20 protein-coding genes and 1 rRNA gene are annotated in these 19,604 nt (G+C 39.0%); 4 read left to right on the top strand and 17 right to left on the bottom strand.

Annotation, left to right across the window (positions count from 1 at the left end):
* Positions 1-90: 90 nt before the first annotated feature.
* Positions 91-1,639, bottom strand: a 16S ribosomal RNA gene (locus MHI33_RS01030).
* Positions 1,640-2,016: 377 nt separating this feature from the next.
* Here MHI33_RS01030 and pdaB point away from each other — a divergent pair.
* Positions 2,017-2,781, top strand: a complete 765-nt coding sequence (pdaB, locus tag MHI33_RS01025; RefSeq protein ID WP_106066808.1) for a polysaccharide deacetylase family sporulation protein PdaB — start codon at positions 2,017-2,019, stop codon at positions 2,779-2,781.
* Here the strand turns inward: pdaB and MHI33_RS01020 are convergent.
* Positions 2,774-3,376 (bottom strand): KinB-signaling pathway activation protein, encoded by a 603-nt coding sequence (locus MHI33_RS01020; protein WP_065097627.1) that lies wholly within the window; start codon positions 3,374-3,376, stop codon positions 2,774-2,776. The genes pdaB and MHI33_RS01020 overlap by 8 nt on opposite strands.
* Before the next feature lie 90 nt (positions 3,377-3,466).
* On the opposite strand from MHI33_RS01020, the gene gerD reads away from it, so the two are divergent.
* Positions 3,467-4,051 (top strand): spore germination lipoprotein GerD, encoded by a 585-nt coding sequence (gene gerD / locus MHI33_RS01015; protein WP_003217144.1) that lies wholly within the window; start codon positions 3,467-3,469, stop codon positions 4,049-4,051.
* A 38-nt stretch (positions 4,052-4,089) separates the two neighbouring features.
* Here gerD and MHI33_RS01010 read toward each other — a convergent pair whose 3' ends face one another.
* The 3 genes from MHI33_RS01010 to MHI33_RS01000 all read right to left on the bottom strand — a co-directional run bounded on the left by MHI33_RS01010 (position 4,090) and on the right by MHI33_RS01000 (position 6,467).
* Positions 4,090-5,148: an Mrp/NBP35 family ATP-binding protein gene (locus tag MHI33_RS01010; protein ID WP_065097628.1), complete on the bottom strand. Its 1,059-nt coding sequence runs from the start codon at positions 5,146-5,148 to the stop codon at positions 4,090-4,092.
* A 103-nt stretch (positions 5,149-5,251) separates the two neighbouring features.
* Positions 5,252-5,965 carry an N-acetylmuramoyl-L-alanine amidase CwlD gene (cwlD, locus tag MHI33_RS01005; protein ID WP_065097629.1) on the bottom strand — a complete coding sequence of 238 codons (714 nt, stop codon included), beginning with the start codon at positions 5,963-5,965 and terminating at the stop codon, positions 5,252-5,254.
* A 58-nt stretch (positions 5,966-6,023) separates the two neighbouring features.
* Positions 6,024-6,467: a YbaK family protein gene (locus tag MHI33_RS01000; RefSeq protein ID WP_340908368.1), complete on the bottom strand. Its 444-nt coding sequence runs from the start codon at positions 6,465-6,467 to the stop codon at positions 6,024-6,026.
* Between the two features lie 147 nt (positions 6,468-6,614).
* On the opposite strand from MHI33_RS01000, the gene MHI33_RS00995 reads away from it, so the two are divergent.
* Complete coding sequence (locus MHI33_RS00995) at positions 6,615-7,184, top strand: DUF4825 domain-containing protein (RefSeq protein ID WP_106067681.1); 570 nt, start codon at positions 6,615-6,617, stop codon at positions 7,182-7,184.
* A 37-nt stretch (positions 7,185-7,221) separates the two neighbouring features.
* Here MHI33_RS00995 and MHI33_RS00990 read toward each other — a convergent pair whose 3' ends face one another.
* The 12 genes from MHI33_RS00990 to MHI33_RS00935 form a co-directional block, all read right to left on the bottom strand.
* Complete coding sequence (locus MHI33_RS00990; protein WP_340908364.1) at positions 7,222-8,220, bottom strand: serine hydrolase; 999 nt, start codon at positions 8,218-8,220, stop codon at positions 7,222-7,224.
* A gap of 110 nt (positions 8,221-8,330) precedes the next feature.
* Complete coding sequence (locus MHI33_RS00985; RefSeq protein ID WP_340908361.1) at positions 8,331-8,804, bottom strand: GNAT family N-acetyltransferase; 474 nt, start codon at positions 8,802-8,804, stop codon at positions 8,331-8,333.
* A 31-nt stretch (positions 8,805-8,835) separates the two neighbouring features.
* On the bottom strand, positions 8,836-9,582 hold the full coding sequence (locus MHI33_RS00980; protein WP_340908359.1) for an amidohydrolase family protein: 747 nt from the start codon (positions 9,580-9,582) through the stop codon (positions 8,836-8,838).
* A 97-nt stretch (positions 9,583-9,679) separates the two neighbouring features.
* Complete coding sequence (locus MHI33_RS00975; protein ID WP_319610842.1) at positions 9,680-10,195, bottom strand: GNAT family N-acetyltransferase; 516 nt, start codon at positions 10,193-10,195, stop codon at positions 9,680-9,682.
* 318 nt (positions 10,196-10,513) lie between these two features.
* Complete coding sequence (locus MHI33_RS00970) at positions 10,514-11,338, bottom strand: hypothetical protein (protein WP_065097441.1); 825 nt, start codon at positions 11,336-11,338, stop codon at positions 10,514-10,516.
* Between the two features lie 75 nt (positions 11,339-11,413).
* Positions 11,414-12,646, bottom strand: a complete 1,233-nt coding sequence (locus MHI33_RS00965; protein WP_065097442.1) for a Fic family protein — start codon at positions 12,644-12,646, stop codon at positions 11,414-11,416.
* 178 nt (positions 12,647-12,824) lie between these two features.
* Positions 12,825-13,193: a helix-turn-helix domain-containing protein gene (locus MHI33_RS00960; RefSeq protein ID WP_065097443.1), complete on the bottom strand. Its 369-nt coding sequence runs from the start codon at positions 13,191-13,193 to the stop codon at positions 12,825-12,827.
* A gap of 19 nt (positions 13,194-13,212) precedes the next feature.
* Complete coding sequence (locus MHI33_RS00955; RefSeq protein ID WP_065097444.1) at positions 13,213-15,747, bottom strand: MucBP domain-containing protein; 2,535 nt, start codon at positions 15,745-15,747, stop codon at positions 13,213-13,215.
* A 66-nt stretch (positions 15,748-15,813) separates the two neighbouring features.
* On the bottom strand, positions 15,814-16,521 hold the full coding sequence (locus MHI33_RS00950) for a hypothetical protein (RefSeq protein ID WP_065097445.1): 708 nt from the start codon (positions 16,519-16,521) through the stop codon (positions 15,814-15,816).
* A 343-nt stretch (positions 16,522-16,864) separates the two neighbouring features.
* The gene (locus MHI33_RS00945; RefSeq protein WP_065097446.1) at positions 16,865-17,917 is read right to left on the bottom strand and encodes a replication initiation factor domain-containing protein; all 1,053 of its coding nucleotides are present in this window, start codon (positions 17,915-17,917) and stop codon (positions 16,865-16,867) included.
* Between the two features lie 70 nt (positions 17,918-17,987).
* Positions 17,988-18,395 (bottom strand): hypothetical protein, encoded by a 408-nt coding sequence (locus MHI33_RS00940; protein ID WP_065097447.1) that lies wholly within the window; start codon positions 18,393-18,395, stop codon positions 17,988-17,990.
* Between the two features lie 338 nt (positions 18,396-18,733).
* Entirely contained in the window at positions 18,734-18,976 is a 243-nt protein-coding gene (locus tag MHI33_RS00935) for a hypothetical protein (protein WP_056767823.1), read from the bottom strand.
* A 192-nt stretch (positions 18,977-19,168) separates the two neighbouring features.
* On the opposite strand from MHI33_RS00935, the gene MHI33_RS00930 reads away from it, so the two are divergent.
* Complete coding sequence (locus MHI33_RS00930; RefSeq protein WP_056767820.1) at positions 19,169-19,561, top strand: helix-turn-helix domain-containing protein; 393 nt, start codon at positions 19,169-19,171, stop codon at positions 19,559-19,561.
* Positions 19,562-19,604 lie beyond the last annotated feature (43 nt).

The raw sequence follows: 19,604 nt of genomic DNA, 5'->3' as shown, positions 1-19,604 counted from the left end.
ACAATCCTGTCTCGCTAGAGACATGTCTTGAAGGAATGATCCTTCAAAACTAAACAAGACGAAAACGCACACTGCTCCATATATCCTTAGAAAGGAGGTGATCCAGCCGCACCTTCCGATACGGCTACCTTGTTACGACTTCACCCCAATCATCTGTCCCACCTTCGGCGGCTGGCTCCATAAAGGTTACCTCACCGACTTCGGGTGTTACAAACTCTCGTGGTGTGACGGGCGGTGTGTACAAGGCCCGGGAACGTATTCACCGCGGCATGCTGATCCGCGATTACTAGCGATTCCAGCTTCACGCAGTCGAGTTGCAGACTGCGATCCGAACTGAGAACAGATTTATGGGATTGGCTAAACCTTGCGGTCTCGCAGCCCTTTGTTCTGTCCATTGTAGCACGTGTGTAGCCCAGGTCATAAGGGGCATGATGATTTGACGTCATCCCCACCTTCCTCCGGTTTGTCACCGGCAGTCACCTTAGAGTGCCCAACTAAATGCTGGCAACTAAGATCAAGGGTTGCGCTCGTTGCGGGACTTAACCCAACATCTCACGACACGAGCTGACGACAACCATGCACCACCTGTCACTCTGTCCCCGAAGGGAAAGCCCTATCTCTAGGGTTGTCAGAGGATGTCAAGACCTGGTAAGGTTCTTCGCGTTGCTTCGAATTAAACCACATGCTCCACCGCTTGTGCGGGCCCCCGTCAATTCCTTTGAGTTTCAGTCTTGCGACCGTACTCCCCAGGCGGAGTGCTTAATGCGTTAGCTGCAGCACTAAGGGGCGGAAACCCCCTAACACTTAGCACTCATCGTTTACGGCGTGGACTACCAGGGTATCTAATCCTGTTCGCTCCCCACGCTTTCGCTCCTCAGCGTCAGTTACAGACCAGAGAGTCGCCTTCGCCACTGGTGTTCCTCCACATCTCTACGCATTTCACCGCTACACGTGGAATTCCACTCTCCTCTTCTGCACTCAAGTTTCCCAGTTTCCAATGACCCTCCCCGGTTGAGCCGGGGGCTTTCACATCAGACTTAAGAAACCGCCTGCGAGCCCTTTACGCCCAATAATTCCGGACAACGCTTGCCACCTACGTATTACCGCGGCTGCTGGCACGTAGTTAGCCGTGGCTTTCTGGTTAGGTACCGTCAAGGTGCGAGCAGTTACTCTCGCACTTGTTCTTCCCTAACAACAGAGCTTTACGATCCGAAAACCTTCATCACTCACGCGGCGTTGCTCCGTCAGACTTTCGTCCATTGCGGAAGATTCCCTACTGCTGCCTCCCGTAGGAGTCTGGGCCGTGTCTCAGTCCCAGTGTGGCCGATCACCCTCTCAGGTCGGCTACGCATCGTCGCCTTGGTGAGCCATTACCCCACCAACTAGCTAATGCGCCGCGGGTCCATCTGTAAGTGACAGCCGAAACCGTCTTTCATCCTTGAACCATGCGGTTCAAGGAACTATCCGGTATTAGCTCCGGTTTCCCGGAGTTATCCCAGTCTTACAGGCAGGTTACCCACGTGTTACTCACCCGTCCGCCGCTAACATCCGGGAGCAAGCTCCCTTCTGTTCGCTCGACTTGCATGTATTAGGCACGCCGCCAGCGTTCGTCCTGAGCCAGGATCAAACTCTCCGAAAAAGTACAAAACCGAAGTTTTGTTTTTCGTCAGCGTTTGACTGACTACCTATGATATAACATAGGATTTTTTTATAAAACTCGAATTAACAGGTACGTTTTGTCTTGTTTAGTTTTCAAAGATCATCTTCGCCGTTCTTAGCGGCTTTAATAATGTAACATTTTGCTTCATCTTATGTCAACAACTTTTTTTAAGTTTATTTCCCGAAGCGTTTTGTCTTTGTCACCGTGTGTCAGCGACGATTAATAATATATCACGAAAACTTTCTATTGGTCAACGCCTTTTCAAAACTTTTTTTGAAATAGTTTTATTGTGCATCTCAAACCCTTGTCCTGCATACAATCAAGTAACAATCTTGGACAAGGCAGGAGTGTTTGAATTGAGTCGATTATATGTGTTGCCTATTAAACGGCTGAAGCAAGTTGTCATTATTCTTGTAGCAGCCCTTGCAGCTGCAACGTTTTTTTATGTACAAAAGGCACCGCCGCTGTCGGTATTTAAAACAGAACACGGACCACGAGCTATTTATAAAGGCGAGACTTCCTCAAAACATGTCTCCCTCACATTTAATATCGGCTGGGGAGATGAGAAGGCTGTTCCTATTTTAAATGTCCTTCGAGAGTACGATATAAAGAACGCTACTTTCTTTCTGTCTGCTTCTTGGGCTGAGCGTCATCCTGATATCGTCAAACAAATTAGAGAGGACGGTCACCAAATCGGCAGCCTTGGCTATGCTTATAAAAATTATAGCCAGCTTGAAGATAGTGAAATCAAGCAAGATCTTGTCCGGGCACAAAATTCATTTCAAAAGCTTGGACTAGATGACATTCAACTATTAAGACCGCCAACTGGGCAATTTAACGAAAAAGCATTGAAAATTGCCACACAATACGGTTATACCGTTGTTCATTACAGCGTCAATTCACAGGATTGGCTGAATCCAGGCGTCGATCAGATTGTTCAGAATGTAAATGATCGAATGAAAAGCGGAGACATTGTTCTCCTCCATGCCTCAGATTCAGCAACCCAAACCGCTCAAGCCTTACCAGCTATTTTGAAACAAATTAAAGAAAAGAATTTAAAAAATGTGACGGTTGGCGAACTGATCTCCAATACCAAAACAAAGTCATCGGAAGTTAAGTAGCTTTCGCCTTTGAAAAACGCGGCATAGCTAATAACTGAAACGCATTACAGCCTAATAGCGGGAATAGCATTAAATACAGCCAGTCCTCTTCATTGACTCTGAGCGCCGGGAACCATTCTAGCGACGTGATGACGACCATGAGAAACATTGCGGAAACAAATGTTTTCTTAGAGGACTGCTGCTGTTTAAAGTAAGCCACGATCAATGCGAACACACCAATAAAGACAGGCAGCCATAGGTATGGAAGAAATGATTCATTCTCCCCGAAAAACAAAAATCGCAAGTAAGCTAAATCAAACAGCACAAAGATCACCAGAAACAGCTGAATGGTATTCCATAAAGAATGTGATCTGAATATCTCTAAAGCAAACCGGTGCACCGTCAAAAAGACAACAAACCCCATCTGACTAATGACACTAAAAATCATCCCCACACCAATGAACCAAAATAACACAGATGCGATTTCTAGAATGTCAAACGATATAAAAAGCTTCTGATATTTCCCCCACTCCAGCGCAAAGCCTACCACGCTTGTCATGACCGCTCCAACAGCTAGCACAGAGAAGAAAAAACGAACTAAATCCCGACTTTTCATTGAATTGACCCAACCCCTATTTTTGTTATGTATAAATTTACGTGAAACATTCATATTAAAAGTAAGACATGTAACGAAAGGAGCCACAGTATGTCAAAAGGCATCTTGCGTATAATGAGCTGTTTTCTCCTTTTATCTCTAACAGCTTGTGCTCCCAAAACCCAATCCTCATCTAATATGGACTATGACGAAACAAAGAAAATGGTCGTCGATATATTGAAGACAGATGACGGTAAAAAGGCCATTCAACAGTTATTAAATGACGAGGCAATGAATGAAGCTTTGGTAATGGATGAACAAACTGTGAAAAAAACGATAGAGAAAACACTGACTTCTGATAAAGGCAAAGAGTTCTGGAAGAAGGTCTTTGAGGATTCTAAATTTGCCGAGACTTTCGCAAAATCCATGCAACAACAGCATGAAAAGATGTTAAAACAGTTAATGAAGGACCCTGACTATCAGCAATTGATGATGGATATTCTCAAGGATCCTGAAATGGAAAAGAAATACGGTGAACTGGTGAAAAGCAAAGAGTTCAGAAAGCACTTAGAAAAAGTTATTACGGAAACATTAAGCAGTCCTCTTTATAAGAAGAAATTCGAAGATGAGCTTAAAAAAGCAGCATCTGAAAGCAGTGATTCCGGATCAAAAGGCAGCGAAGAAAGCGGCAGTTAAACATCACCCGAGTGAACATACATCCACTCGGGCTTTCATTATGCTTTTACTGCTAATTGTTCAATGACTTTATTCGCAATGTATTGATACACTTCTCCCGTTGGATGACTCGCATCATAGACAGATGGAGCAAAATCATCTTCATTCCAATCAGGCTGCCTTAAAGGAATTTGACCAAGGACCGATACTCGCAGCTCTTCTGCCAGCTTGTCCCCGCCCCCTTTTCCAAAGACATATTCTTTCTCACCTGTTTTTTTGCTTTCATAATAGCTCATATTCTCAACGACCCCTAGCACCTCGTGATCTGTTTGCAGTGCCATTGCGCCTGCTCTAGCAGCAACGAAGGCAGCTGTAGGATGCGGTGTTGTGACAATGATTTCTTTACAGCTTGGAAGCATTGTATGAATATCAAGCGCCACATCTCCCGTTCCAGGCGGAAGGTCTAATAGTAAGTAATCTAATTCTCCCCACTCGACTTCGTGGAAGAAGTTATTTAGCATTTTACCAAGCATCGGTCCTCTCCATATGACCGGTGCATTTTCTTCAACAAAAAAGCCCATTGAAATCACTTTGACACCAAAGCGTTCCACAGGTATGATTTTTTCCCCTTTAACCGTTGGTCTGACGGTGATTCCCATCATATCCGGTACACTAAAGCCATAAATATCTGCATCAATCAGTCCGACTTTTTTTCCTAGACGAGCCAGTGCTACAGCAAGGTTCACAGACACGGTAGATTTCCCAACGCCTCCCTTTCCACTCGCAATCGCTAAGAACTCAGGCGGATTTTTAGAGTTGAGCAAATTTTCTTCCTCATCTTGTGACGGCATAAACCTTTCAAGTGTTTCTTGAGGTAGTTCTTCAAAACGAAGACCTACTGTGTTAGCACCCTCTGCTTTCAAGGCTTTTACGATGTCTTGCTGAAGCTTCATCTGCTCAGCAGTGCCCGTTTTGGCAATAGCCACCTTTAAGCTCACATGTTCTTTTTCAGGCTTTAGGCTGATTTCCTTGATGGCATCCAGCTCACCAAGCGGTATATGAAGGAAAGGTTCGTCCATCTTCCCAACTAGTTTTCTCACATCATCTTGTCCGATCATAGCAGAACCTCACCCTTTATTGAATTCGTTTACAATCCAAGTATATCATACATATCCTTACAATGTCTGTCCTGTTTGCCTGTGTTCAAAAGGAAAAAGCCCCTTATTCAGGCGGCTCTTTTTGCTCTGTTAAATATCTTAAAATGCCTTTATAAATGGATGCGGCTATTTGATCTTGATATTTAGGTGTTGCCAGCTGACCGGCCTCTTTCGGATTGGAGAGAAACCCAATCTCCACAAGAGCTCCTGGCTTTGTCACATTTTGCATTAAATAAATACCATTGATCCGCTTTGCCTTTCGATCTGTGTTTTCAAGATTATTGCGTAATTCATCTTGTATGAACTTCGCTGCCTTTTCATTTTCTTCATACCTTCCGTAAAAAAACGTCTGTGCGCCGCTCCATTTGTTCGATGGGATCGCATTTAAATGAATACTTAAATAGAGATCGGCTTCAGACTCATTGATGGCTTTTACACGGTTTCTTAAATCCTCCGCTTTCTTCCGGGCATATCCCTTTGTGTTCTTTGATGATAAATCAGAATCATCCTCGCGGGTCATAAGAACAAGGGCCCCCTGCTCCTGTAAATAGTCACGTATCTTCATGGATACATCCAGCGCAATCTCTTTTTCAAGCAGCTCTCCTCCCACAGCCCCGCCATCTGGACCGCCATGACCCGGATCTAAATAGATGATCTTGCCGCTCAGAGGCAAGTTCCACGATTTCCACGAATCATCATTTAGAAATTGAAACCTGAATAAGAATAAGAGGACAATAAACCCGATTAAAAACCCTGTCCATTTCAGCTTTCTTTTCATCCCTGTCCCTCCCATACACCATTATTTTATAGATATGGGACAAGGGCTGGAAATATGCTTAGTGCAGCCGAAGCTTATGCCTTTTTTCTGATTCTCGAAAGCCTTCCTGCCACCACATGCTTAAAAACTCCTTCGCAAATGGATACAGACACGACATCCTCCGCTCCATTCGGAACATATTCCCCCACGATTGCAAACACCCTGCTAGCTCCTCAACCAGCTCATCTTCTTCATGAACTGACCGCTTCTTTATATCATCGAACGATTCAGCGTACTTGCTCGACTCACCGTATCTCCCACCTGCTAAAAAAGCTTCAATGGCGAAATCGATGCAGCCATCACTCATAATCCCAGCTGGATCGTCTGCAAATGGGAACAGCTTCTTCGTGAATTTCTCGGAAGCGACCGTCACCTGTTGAAGAGACAATGTACGCAACAGCTTCTTTTCAAGCGTGACATCTCGTTTTGTTTTCAATTGATAAAATGAAAGAACTTCTGCCATGGACTGAACTCCTTTTTTTCTTTGTATTGTTCGTTGGTTTGAACAAAACATGCAGTTCAGTAAATGGAAATCAATGAGCTAATGGATTGGAAAATTGTGATAAGATGAACATTTATATATAGAAAGAATGGAAAAGGGGCAAAATCAATGAAGAAATGGATGTATATCCTGCTGCTACTAACAGTCGTCTTATCTGGATGCAGCAGTCAAGCGACCAAGCAGAAGAGCGACATAAAAGGAATAGAAGACATATCCTTAAAACAGCTTTCCAGGCACAAAAATTCTTACATTGGAGACAACGGAGCAATCGGCGCTATTTTATCAGATCTTCCAGGTAACGTGATTCGTGAGTATGAAATCGTAGATGAAAAAGCGCTAAAAGTGACATATGGCGTGAAGGAAAATGCCACTTATACAGAAGAACAATTTGATGCATTTTGGTTTGATAAGAAGGATACCATTGAAAAAAACTACTTATATAATGCATTGGCACTTTTTATTCTTATCGATAACGTAAAGCAAGTAACACTTAATATGAGCTCTAAAGACGAGCCGTCCGTCACGTTTAAAAGAAAACAGCTAGAAAAAAAGCTCCCTCACTCTTTTAAAGTGTACAAAGACGATACAGCGCTTTGGCAAAAGGAACTGATTGATGGAGTTGTGAAGTCAAAAGAGAAACGTCAAGATGTATACAAAGCGTTTCCCATCAAGAAATAATAAAAACAGAGGGGCGTCACCCTCTGTTTTTTGATAATTATGTAGTAAAAGCTTGAATCAATCGTTGTCGAAAGTTTTGATCTGCTACTACGGTAAGTATAAATTCATCGAACACTTCCCCCATCCAGTGAGAATTCTCCGCTTTCAGGTCGTTGATGAATAGAGAAATCGATATAGTTGATGTATCCGTTTTTCGATATAAAGCAGCAGTGACAACAAACAACGTCGATCCCCCTTTATACCAAATATATTGATCTGTTTCCGTCTTCAATGTTTCTCCCAGCACAATTTGGCTAAAAAGACGCTTTTCTTCTGTTGTTAACAGCTCATCCTGTAGACGTTTCATAAAATGTGCATATTGATTCGTTGTAGACCTTGTCATCTTTTGCGTCAGTAATGATTGAATACGCAAGCTTAACAAGTTCTTTTTCATCAATTTTTCTTCTAACGCCTTTTTATGCTCTGGGTCATTTTTCATGATATTAAAAATCTCAATCATCAGAGATTTGTATTGTTCATCAGTTACATCGCTCATTTGCTTTAATGCATCCTGCTCATGATCAGATACATAGGCTGGCCACAACAGCTTGGGTGTCAGCGGCATGAGTTCATCATGTTCTGTAAGACCTGCTTGTTTCATCTGATCATTGATCTTTTCTAAGTCGAGCAAGTCAATCAAATAATCAGTACAAGCATTCGAACTGAATTGCATCATCCCTTTGGCAACATCTAATAAAGTTGCATGCTCAGAAAAATCGTTGACCTCCAGCCAGTATGTGTGAGCACCGCCATCGGTTCTATCAATATAAAACCGCTCTATATCAGACAATGTCACTTTTTCATCTAGCTTGATGTCACCGCTAGAGACGGTTTTAACAAAATGAAACAAAACCATTAATTTCATCGTACTTGCAAGTGGTGTTTTTTGATCACCATTCCAATCTAATACCACATCTTCATTTTCAATGATTGTCACTGATACGTCCTTTTTGTTTTTTGTGACAAATGTCAAAAGATCTTTCTTTGTTTTATTCAAATGTTTCTCCTTTCCCAACCACTATAGATTCTCATCTTCAATATAACAAATATTTGAAACAAAGGCACAAAAAAGCAAAGGATTGTGAATACCTTTGCTTCTTTCTATGTTTATTGACGATGAAGTTGCAGCTTCATCCCATCATGCGTGGCTTCAAAGCCCAACATTTCGTAAAAACGGCGTGCATCTGGTCTCTGTTTGTCTGTTGTCAGCTGAATCATATGACAGCCGCGGTCACTTGCGCGTTGAATAGCCCATTTTATCAACAATGTGCCAATTCCTTTTCCTCTATGAGACGAGGCCGTACGAACTCCTTCTATTGATGCTCTCCATCCTCCTTGATGTGTAAGAAATGGCGTCATGGTTAATTGGAGAACACCTACAGCTTCTTCCTGATCACACGCAACAATGAGTTCAATATTTGGATCAGCATCTATTGAATGAAAGGCTTCGATATAGATTTCTAACAATGGTTGCGTGTAACGCTCTCTTTTTTGACCTAACATATCATCCGCGAGCATGAAGACGATTTTATCGAGATCATCCAGCTTGGCTTCTCTGAACGTCAGTTGACTTAACCCCATTGAACACACCTCCTATGAAATGAAGTGGAACTTATTGACCAAAATACCATTGATGCGCGTTCTTATATAAGATGTGGTCAGCTGCTTTTTCCTCAAATAGCTGTTGAATCAACTCAACATCACCGTATTCAAATGGGCGCTTTGCTCTTGTGGATGGAAGGTCTGTACCAAACATCAGCGCTTCAGGATTCGTTTGATAAATAGATGTCAATGCCTGTTCAACTTGTAAATCGACACGTCCAAAGCCTGTTGCTTTCACACGTACTCCCTTGTCAACAAGCTTTAGCAAATGCGGCAAGCCTTCTTCCGATAAGCCTAAATGATCAATCGAAACGGCCGGCAGCTTTTCAAGCGTTGATGAGATGTCAGGGAGATGCTTAGCGTCTATATAGAGCTCACTATGCCACCCAGCCAGCTCATACACCCTTCTCGCAAAATAATCGAGCTTTGAAATATCCTCCGAACCGCCCCGCTTCACATTAAAACGTAAAGCCTTTACCCCTTGTTGATTCAAATGAACAATCTCATCATCAGTTGCTGTAAAAGGTAATTGAGTCACACCACAAAAAGCTGGACCCAGTTCATCTAGCGCTTTCAACAAATAGCCTTGATCAAAGCCTTGAAATGACCCGGACACAATCGCTCCACCGACAATCCCCAGATCAGATGTGTCTCTCTTATAATCATCCACCACATAACTAGGCGGTGTATACCCTTGGTTTTCCTGAATGGGAAAATTAAAATCAATGATATGAAAATGTGCATCAAAGATCCTCATGCGCGCGCCCCTCTTCTGCTTATTTGATCTGATTATATCAATAGCGAAAGCCAAGGGATATTTGGAATGACGAATTACTTCATATCATGAAAACTTATCAAGTTTTCCATTCCTCTCGCAAGATGGCATAATAAAACTCATCCCACCACTCACTTTCCTGTGGTATACACTTTTTAAAATAACCCTCTTTTCTCATCCCCATTTTCTCCATCACTCTCCACGATGGCACATTTTCAGGCTGACAAGTGGCAATGATCCGATGTAAATTCATTGTGTGAAAGCCATGATGCAGTACAGCATACGCCGCTTCAGAAGCATAGCCTTTGTTTTGATATGCAGGATTGAAGACCCAGCCAATTTCATACGTGTGATCACCAAAGTAAGGATGAAATGCGATATGCCCGATGCATGTATGATCTTCTTTTAATACAACAGCGACATACTTAGCATCTTCATGACGATTATTTTTGACAAATTCCTTCGCATCTTCTTTAGAAAATACATCTTCCGGAATATACTTCATTACCGCCGGATCAGATGTATATGCATAGACATCCTGCCAATCATCATCCGTAAATGGTCGAATGAGACATCTTTCTGTCGTTAGATTCATAGGACAACCTCCATCTTTTTTAACAGAAAACTTCTATACTCATATTTTATACGTATCCAAGAGGAAGAGACCAGTCATGATCTATCACATAAAACGCACAAAAAAAAGCACCAGCACGAGGCTGATGCTTTTTTTATAAGGTTTGTTTGTAACAAACCTTTGTAAAACGTCCATACAATATAAAATTGATTAACGTTTTGAGAACTGAGGTATCTAGATACAGCAACATCAAACAAGTATTTGTCTATTACCGGTATATTACTCAAAAGCTGTCGTACAACTTCAAAGATGATGAGTTTCCCCACTCATCACCAACTCTTATATCAATATTTCTAATCTAGAATAACTATCCTCAATAAAACATATTAAATCTTTCACATTGACAATAATGTAAAAATCTCCACCAAATTCAATCCGATCGAACAAATTTTCATACTCTTCTTCATCTATTACACCAAGTGCAAACAATTTATTTATCTCACTCTTTTTTGAGGTGTGATCTTCACTTATATTTTTTTCTCCAGGATACACTGTAATGCTTAGACAACAATTAATTAATTCCTCTGTAGTTGAGGAAGTATTAATCACTAGAGGAAATCTCATAAGATCAATAGACTTTCCAAGCTTACTAACGTACGGAGAAAATTCAAGACCTGATTGAAACCCCCTCTTTGTATGTCTATTTGTTTCTGTTGGGTGAATTGCACAAAGAGAACGTATATATTCAATAAATTGTGAATCTCCTGAAGTATTCCCACCATATTTTCTTTTAAAATCATCCAAAACAAAGAAATTATTAACCTGAGGTTTTTTAAATTCTTTCTTCGATAAATTTGCAATTATTTGATTGGTTATCGTTTCTATTTGGCTTGCATAATTGAGTAATTCGATGAATTTAAATCCAACATAATCTTTTTCAAAATCAATTTTCATTTCGCTGCTATTCAAATACATGCCAATTTCTTTTACTCGAGTTAAACAAGCCATTAAAAAATTCCATTTGTATTGTTCCTGTTTGATTTTCCCTGTATTATATTTAATCCCTTTAGCATTTTCAGAATAGCCGTTTTCTAACAATCGTTTATTGACCCGCTCAACGATACTGATATCAAGATTACATCTGAATTCTGTACTTTTTTTCATAAACGGTTACCCCATTGAGTTTACTTTAATAATACCACCTAGTTATACCTTCTGCGGAATTAGAAACTTTATATTTTAAACTCTAAGTGTGTTCTCCAGAAAACCCTCATTTACTTTAAATGCTTTAGGTCTTAGGCTAACTTGTTCTATATAACCTTCAGACTCTAATTCGCTCACTATTTTGTCCACTTTATATCTCGTTATATTAACAGCATCCATTAGTTTCGTTATTGAAATATTAGCATCATTATTTACAAACACAGAAATATCAACCATAAATTTTAATATTAGCCACTTGTCTCGGCTACTCTCTACAAAATCTTCATTAAAGAATTTTGCTATTCTCTCACGTTTCCCCAAACTTATTTCTAAATCCTCTATAATCTCTTCTTGGCCCATAGATAATAATTCAAGCATATCCATTAAATAAAATGTAAGTTCTCCTTTATTCAATGGATTGGGTACTCCTTCAAGTGCCTTATAATACTTATTTTTATTCTTATTAACAGCATATGAAAATGTTATAGCGGAGTATCTCTCAAGATATCTAGATAAATAACTGCAAACCAATAATCGCCCTGTTCTTCCGTTTCCATCATAAAATGGATGTACATACTCATAAAAATAGTGAGCAACCATATAACGATATAATTCAGGGTGTTCATCATCTTCCAAGTATGTTATAAGTGTATTTAAACACTCTATTATTTTGTCCTCGGAACTAACTCCTATATGTGTGATCGATAAACCATTGTTTACCTCAACATAACCTTTTCGGAACAACCTACCGTCGGGCTCATTACTACTATCAATTTCCTTCGAAACTAAATCATCATACAATTCTCTAAAATCCCGCACAGTTTTAAACGGTTCAATATCATCGATAAACAAATATGTTTTCATAAGACCCGTAAAACGTTTGTTACGATTTTCCGATCTATTTACTCCTTCTAATACACTTTCCAGTTCTTTTTTTGTACTTCTTATCCCTTCAATTTCATTGTTACTCTGCGCTTCATTAACAATCATTTTATGAAAATATGGTTCTAATATATATTGCGGCAGTTTCGCAATTAATGATGAGATTCTTGAACTATTTTTTAACACCTTATTATTTAATTGCATCAAATATGGTATGTTAACGTAAAATAAGGAGTGATGACACTGAGTCAGTTTACCTTTTCTAAATCCTTGCACAGATAATGGGGTTAGATAGGAACCATAACTATTTATACGCTTTTTATATTCTTCTTCGGCAAATTGTTCACCTTTCTTATAAAAAAGCTTTGTTAATTTTTCATATTCCACAATTCCAACCTCCCTTATTTTAAATTATGCCCATTTTTTAAAATTATATAACTAATAACGTGATTTTAAAACAAATTATTTTCCGTTTTCAAATACAAGACCCTGACATTATAAAAATCCCCTAAAAATATTGATTCTTTTCACCTAGCTGCTATTCAACGTTTTAAACCGTAATCCATCAGATATAATCATAAAACTTCTTTGCGCTTATATGATAAGTCCATTTGGAGCTTAATTTCACCGCTGTACCAAAAGGTAAGACAGAACGTTGCAATCCAACACGTACAAATTGTTCTGACTTCCCCAATAACTTAGCCGCTTTCTGCACAGATATTCTCCCACTATCCGTACTTATTTCATCAATATGCTCTAAAGGACTAATCCCAAGAACTTCAAATATCTTAATTTTTCTATTTTGATTAGGTTCATTCTTACCTGATACATATTGACTTATTGAAGATTTCCCTATCCCCGTCAACTTTGACAATTCCGCCTGTGTCATATTTGTTTCATCCATAGCTTTTCTTAAAATTTCTGCAAAACTCAATCCACCTATCTCCTCTCTGTTATTTGTTTTTTATCCATTCCATGTCCTCTTTTGTCCATCCCTCTGGTAAACCATTTGGAAATGGATCATCTGCATACACTGGCTTCAAAAGAACCTCGTCATATTCCTTCGTTTCCGAATCCATATGAGCATACATATGGGCGTATAGCTCTAGTTGTTGTTGCACATCCACCATAACGAGATTCACACCCATAGGCTGTGATTTCAGTTTCATGCCATACTTCCCCATATACGACCAAATAGGGCTATAAAACTTACGACCACCATCCACAAGATCATACGTGATTCTTTTATCTTTCTTCTCGACCTGTTCATCATTAAATAGGTGTCCTGTATGACGCTCCACGTTTATATGCGGAAGCTCATACGTAATATCATACACCGATGTTTCGCCCTTCATTTCACTGCTATGCTTCGTTTCTTCCATTTCAACTAAAGAACGGTTTCCGCTTTTCTTGTATGTCAAATAACTATCGACCATATTAGTAGGGACTTCAAAATCAAATGCAGGCGCAACCTTTCCGCCGATTTCATTTTCATAATGAAGATTCACTTCCCTTTCAAAGCCATAACCTGTTTTCTTTCTTGGAATTTGACTAATCGGTATACTTAACTGTTCATAAAACACCTTTCCCATCAAAGGCGTTTTTTCTGTCATGACAACACCCTTGTAAGACAGCTTTTTGTCTTTTGCCGCATCTGCCTTGATCGTTTTTTCACTCGCTGCGTATCCATCCGTTGTAAGTGAATTTTTCGCAAAATCAATTTTAAAATCGTTTTTGCTGAAGTCTGTGAACTTCACTGTGTAAAGAGCCTTGTCATTTACCTTCAAATACTTCGCAGGGATTTTCATATCAATCTTCTTAGGTAACTCTTTTGCTGTATACGTTTTTGATGTGACCTTTGTTGAGCCACGATATAGCCCTACTGTGATTTTTTTGTCGGACATTTCTTTCAAGCTAGACTTGTAATTCAATTCTTTTGACAATAATACTTTGACAGGCAGACCCTTTTCCCATTGCGCTGTATAGATTTGCAGTTTTTCAAAGCCTATTTTTGCGAGTGGTTTGTCATAATAATAATTAATCGTGATGTTTTTTGACCCCACTGTTCCGCTTTCTTTGTTTCCATCAGTCCTTACATAACGATAGGTGTATTCTCCACTTTTGATAGAAGGGTGCTTTTCTGCATACTTTTCTCCACGCACCTTTTTGTAATTCTTAGATTCTTTTATCTTTTCACCTGTGCGATCATCAAAATAATTTACATTTATAGATCGCTCCAAATTGTAATAAAACTTGATCGTCACATCTTTGTTGCCTAATGTCCCAGCTTTATTTTTCTGATCAACAGGGATGAATTTTTCTTTCCCTTTCGTGATAGACGATTTTGGCGCAAATGAATACGTTGAACCTATGTTTCTGGTATAGCTTTCTTTTTTAAGGAGATCACCCGAATACTTGTCTAAATGTTGTACATTGATGTTCTTTTGACGCTTCTCGAATTTTGCTTTGAATGACGTAGTATTATAAGGGTCTTTGAACCATTCCATGAACCCTAATACTTGATAACTACCTCCAGACGGTTTAGTTAATAAGGGTTGATATATAGCCATATCACTTTCAAGTTTTCCAGTAGTATAATTTACCCCTACATCCATCTCAGCTTCTAAGTGTACTTTTTGATAGCCATATACTCGCATAGTACCATTTGTTACTTTTTTTCCCGTTGACTCATTTACAATTGTGACACCCCTAGGCACTTTAATTTTCACACTGTTTTTCTTAGATGTTTTTAAAGTTGTTGTTTGTGAAACTTGTTTATTTCCTTTCACAAGGACCGATAGATCATTGTCAGAAAATTTGATAGCATTATCTAAATCATCGCCATTTATAACTAAATCCCATAGTTCGTCATACTTGGGAAGATTCTTTCCAGAACTTCCACCAGAATATAAACGGTCTAAGATCAAAGATGTAATGACAATACCTTGATTTTTATTTTTAAAGATATTTTCTTGACCACCCCACCCATAATACAAAGCCCTTTGCACTCTCGCATTATCATAAGGTGTCGCTTCTTTATACTTTGAACCTGTCGGCGGTGACGCTTTTGAATGCTGAAAACAAAAGGCCTGTTTCCCATCTACCCTAAAATCTCCGACAACTGAACCACGATAAGTGACTGCTCCTTTATATTCAATTTTGGGAGCCGCTGCCTTCGCTTTGGATGGCTTTAGAAAAGAAAAAATGGAAGCGATAATCCCTTGTTTGTCTTCAAGGTCGCTTTCCATTAATAATTCTTGATTTGCATCTCCTTTTTCAATCAATCCGTTAAGCGTTGCTTTGACACGTTCACCGTCAACTAGCATATAGAGAACTTCGCCATTCATTTCTAAATATCCGTCATGGTTAACACCAAATGTTTCTATTCCTTCACCTTTTGCATGAACAGAAGGTGAATATCCTATGATCACACTAAATAGCATGATTACAATTACCGCTAAAAGTTTTTGCGACGCTTTATCTTTCATTTCGACACCTCACACATTTTTTCAAAATAAAAAAGGCATCCATTTCAGAATGCCTTTCGATCACTTTTACTTATTCAATTCATCCCATGGTACACCGTCAAGATCATTCGCATCAGCTATGCCTTTTTCATAAGTTCTACCCGATGATTTATCACCACCATGATTCTTGATATTTCCTTCACCTGTTTTAATACCAGTTGTAGACGTACCACCTTTTGAACGTTTAGGCACTGTTTTTTTAGGAGTGTTCACATGACTATATGACTTTTTAGGACTGGTTGATTGTTTGGGTTTTTTAGAGCCTGTTACCGATCTGTTAGAACTGGTAGACCCATTAGATGGCTTCGTTTGGCTGTATGATTTATTAGAGCTAGTTGAACCATTAGAAGAGCTATATGACTTCTTAGAAGCAACTACTGGAGCTTTAGAAGTTGAAGTATTGTAATTCTTCTGCTCCACCTTATTTATCGACTGGCTCTTTTCTTCTTTTTTGATTGCTACTGTTTCAGTTTTCTTTGAATCTGCTTTTTTGCTTTTCTCTACCTTGTCCTTTTTAGGGCTTTCCTTCTTCTTCACTTTTTCTTCTTTCTGTCCCTTAGTTTCAGTCTTTTCAACATTGGTGACAGAAACCGTTTTTACTTGCTGTTTTTCCTGTGTTTCAAGTGTTTCTTGCTTTGCGTTAGCATTAAAACCCCAAATAGTACCGCCTACTAATACGCCCGCCAACCCTAGACCAACAACAGCTTTGACCATTGTATTTTTCTTTGCTTTCATTTGTCTAATCCCCCTATTTTTCCGCTATTCGTTAAGTCAATTATATCACTAATTAGCATTAATTTACATAAAAGAACAAAAAGAAAAACAATCAATCCCCCTATTCCCCCAAATCTTTGGGGGACTCCCTCGCCGGTAGGCAGCTCAAAAGGTGTGATGACCTTTTGAGACATTAAAAGGGTATTGGGGGCGCTGATTGTTTCAACTCCTTATCCTCACTTCGTTCCGGTACCGTTGACACAAGCCATGTACGCACCACTAGACTTTAATTTACTCAACCTTGGACAAGTCTGAAAGAGCTTTTGCATGAAAGTCCTGCCTCTAATGATCTTTTCCAACTTGATCACCCCATCTGCCTTTCTGCTAAGAACGTTTCTAGCATGTCTATATGCTTCTTTTCTAACTTCGCATTAAGGAGCATGTCAGATATATAATTCGTTCCCTTGGCTTTATCCATTTCCAACACAACACGCATGATAGGCGCACAGTTATTTTTAAGCCACACATATGATTTCTCAAAAGTATCTTTTTCAGCTTTCACAGCAAGTCGTAGTTTTCCAACATCACCAATAAACTTTGCCCAAAACTTGCTAGGCTCCCAGTGCCTTTTATGTCTTTCATCTTTGTCCACAAATCGAACATAATAGTTAATGACCGAAATGGCGATATACGTCAAATTCTCTTTTCTCAACAATTCTTGAATAGCTTTTTCAGCACGATCATCCTTTAAACGCAATTCGTATCTATTCCACTTCTTATCAATATCATCATAAGGAATATCATATTTTTGAGCTTGCTCAAATCCTTTTTGATAGAAACAGAAGTAAACATCCGATTTCTTTGAACCCATGTAGAGAGTCATTCCATAAGGCTTCCCTCCATCAAGCAAGGTTGAACCATCATACGATATACTTTTAAATTTTGTAATGCACTCTTGCCGCCTAATTCTTTCACAAAGTGCAGGAATAGAAAAATACGTTTTTTTATCATCTATCGCAATATCAAGCCTTGTGAATTTTCCTTTTTTGTCCTTACATTCTCGAAAGAAATCAAACCACGTTTTCTTTTGACATTTTAGGAATGCTTCAAACTGTCGGCAACCTTGACCCGACATTTCGATAAGCACACCTCTTTCATCATCTGGTTTACTATAGAACACCTTGATCATATCCATTTCATACGTACCAATATATCCGTAAAAGCCTGTCGGCTTATGTTTCATAAATTCTTCATGTAGGTTTAATACGTTTTGGATAATATCCTTTACATCATGTGTTTTAAAACTCACACGTACATAGTCAACTATTGATGTGACAGTGTTCTCAACGGTTTCTTTTTCTTTTCTTGTCATTTGTACCCCCCTGTTAGCTTGGGGGGGTTGGACTAATCCCGTCATTCGCTCCGCTCACTCCTCCCGTCGCTGGGCGCTACCGCTGCCGCTTGCGGCTGTCGCCGCCTGCGCGCCCTTACGCTCCTATTACGCACTTCTTTTTCAATCCATTCCCCAATAGTTCAGACGCAAATACACCAGCAGGATGAACTAAGCCATCCTCAACTAAAACTAATCGACTGCATTTTTCAATTAACGCATGTGTCTTGCATAGGAAGTACAAACCTAATTCACGTGCTATCGTGAAAAGTTTGTCCTCTATCGTTTCATTCACATGAATGATGAAAACATCTTTATTTTTGTAATATTGCAAGAAGCCATCTATACGACCTAATGGTTGTGTGTTAATACAAATGTTTAATTGTTGGCAAATTTCATAAACGTCATTTGTCCCAAATTCTTTTAACAATGAATCCACTTTATGTTTAACTTCCGTCACAGTATAAATAAGAATCACTATCCCTTCTTGAATGAGATCAATCATATATATCCGCTCTGGTTTCCCATCATGGCGCTTATCAGCCGTTTCACTCGACCTAGTAGGCTATTTATAGCCATCAAGTTGATTAATGGTGACAACTATCCCGCACGCTTTTTCTAGCCTGCTTACAGTTTGGTATACCGATTACTGTCAATCGCCAAAAACGACGCATATAGACATTTCATTCAAGAAGCCCTATAATAAAATTGTCTAGGTTTTATTATTGGGCGTTCTTGATTCAGTCAAGGCGCTTTTTTTGTTTGTATGTACTTTTTTCAAAGATCAACCTCTCCTAAACACTTCTTCTTTGACAGTCCATCAATGGTGTATACTCACATTGATCAACTGGCCATCAACGAATTGATTTCTTTCATTCCGACTTTATAATGTTTCTTGATCCGCCTTAGTGATACACCTTTAAGCAATAACCTTTCGATAATCCCTTTACTTAATGGCTGTTTAAGATAATGGTTTATAATCACAATATCCAAAGCCATTTTCATTCGTACTGACCAACTACCTTCTAGCGTCTTAGCAATTAACACTGCTTTTCTCATATTTTGTTTTGTATCTGTATAATTCATCTAACTACCTCGAAATGATTTATAAGACTCGAAAAACCACATTTGATGACAAATATGACTCACTTTTAATTTATTATAGCACTGTAAGTTCAAACTTACAAGTTATCCAAAGTTTTTTTTAACTATTTGTCAACCCCATGATATAATACTTAATACAAGAAATAAGCAGGATAAACAAAAGAAGGTGTAAACTTGGAAAATAACATTGTTGGTAAAAAAATTAGACAAGTTAGAAAAGAACATGGATATTCTCAAAGAAACCTTGCTAAGGAATTAGGAATTACAGGCAGCTATTTAAGTAAAATCGAAAAAGGACAAACTTTATCTATTCCTTTATTAGAGAAAATAGCTCAGTTTTTTAACCTTCATACGTCTTATTTTTTTACAGACGATGAAGAATTAAATAATTTCTCCAATAATGAAAAATCACTTTTATTTGAACCTGACCTTTCATTAGACAACATCAAAGAAAAGTATAATTTCATAAAATATAAAGATCGAGAAGTTACTGATGATGAATTAAAAATTATGTTAGACGTTCTCGAAGCCTACAGAAATTCTAAAAATCAAGAAAGTGACGACTAGGAAATTTTAGCTGTCTCTTTCTTTTTTTTCTCTAATTTCTCCA

Origin of the sequence: Bacillus sp. FSL K6-2971 (genome assembly GCF_038006405.1) — a bacterium.
GTDB lineage: Bacteria > Bacillota > Bacilli > Bacillales > Bacillaceae > Bacillus > Bacillus pumilus.
Note: the sequence above shows the minus strand (reverse complement) of the source record. Positions and strands in the feature narration are given on the sequence as shown.

Bases quoted from the DNA above. Each gene is read 5' to 3' on its own strand.
- MHI33_RS00995 (WP_106067681.1), top strand. From the start codon at position 6,615: ATGAAGAAATGGATGTATATCCTGCTGCTACTAACAGTCGTCTTATCT.
- MHI33_RS00975 (WP_319610842.1), bottom strand. From the start codon at position 10,195: ATGAATCTAACGACAGAAAGATGTCTCATTCGACCATTTACGGATGAT.
- MHI33_RS01020 (WP_065097627.1), bottom strand. From the start codon at position 3,376: ATGAAAAGTCGGGATTTAGTTCGTTTTTTCTTCTCTGTGCTAGCTGTT.
- MHI33_RS00950 (WP_065097445.1), bottom strand. From the start codon at position 16,521: ATGAAAGCAAAGAAAAATACAATGGTCAAAGCTGTTGTTGGTCTAGGG.
- MHI33_RS00940 (WP_065097447.1), bottom strand. From the start codon at position 18,395: ATGATTGATCTCATTCAAGAAGGGATAGTGATTCTTATTTATACTGTG.
- cwlD (WP_065097629.1), bottom strand. From the start codon at position 5,965: ATGAAAAGAAAGCTGAAATGGACAGGGTTTTTAATCGGGTTTATTGTC.
- gerD (WP_003217144.1), top strand. From the start codon at position 3,467: ATGTCAAAAGGCATCTTGCGTATAATGAGCTGTTTTCTCCTTTTATCT.
- MHI33_RS00945 (WP_065097446.1), bottom strand. From the start codon at position 17,917: ATGACGGGATTAGTCCAACCCCCCCAAGCTAACAGGGGGGTACAAATG.
- MHI33_RS00985 (WP_340908361.1), bottom strand. From the start codon at position 8,804: ATGGGGTTAAGTCAACTGACGTTCAGAGAAGCCAAGCTGGATGATCTC.
- MHI33_RS00955 (WP_065097444.1), bottom strand. From the start codon at position 15,747: ATGAAAGATAAAGCGTCGCAAAAACTTTTAGCGGTAATTGTAATCATG.
- MHI33_RS00935 (WP_056767823.1), bottom strand. From the start codon at position 18,976: ATGAATTATACAGATACAAAACAAAATATGAGAAAAGCAGTGTTAATT.
- MHI33_RS01000 (WP_340908368.1), bottom strand. From the start codon at position 6,467: ATGGCAGAAGTTCTTTCATTTTATCAATTGAAAACAAAACGAGATGTC.
- MHI33_RS00970 (WP_065097441.1), bottom strand. From the start codon at position 11,338: ATGAAAAAAAGTACAGAATTCAGATGTAATCTTGATATCAGTATCGTT.
- MHI33_RS00980 (WP_340908359.1), bottom strand. From the start codon at position 9,582: ATGAGGATCTTTGATGCACATTTTCATATCATTGATTTTAATTTTCCC.
- MHI33_RS01010 (WP_065097628.1), bottom strand. From the start codon at position 5,148: ATGATCGGACAAGATGATGTGAGAAAACTAGTTGGGAAGATGGACGAA.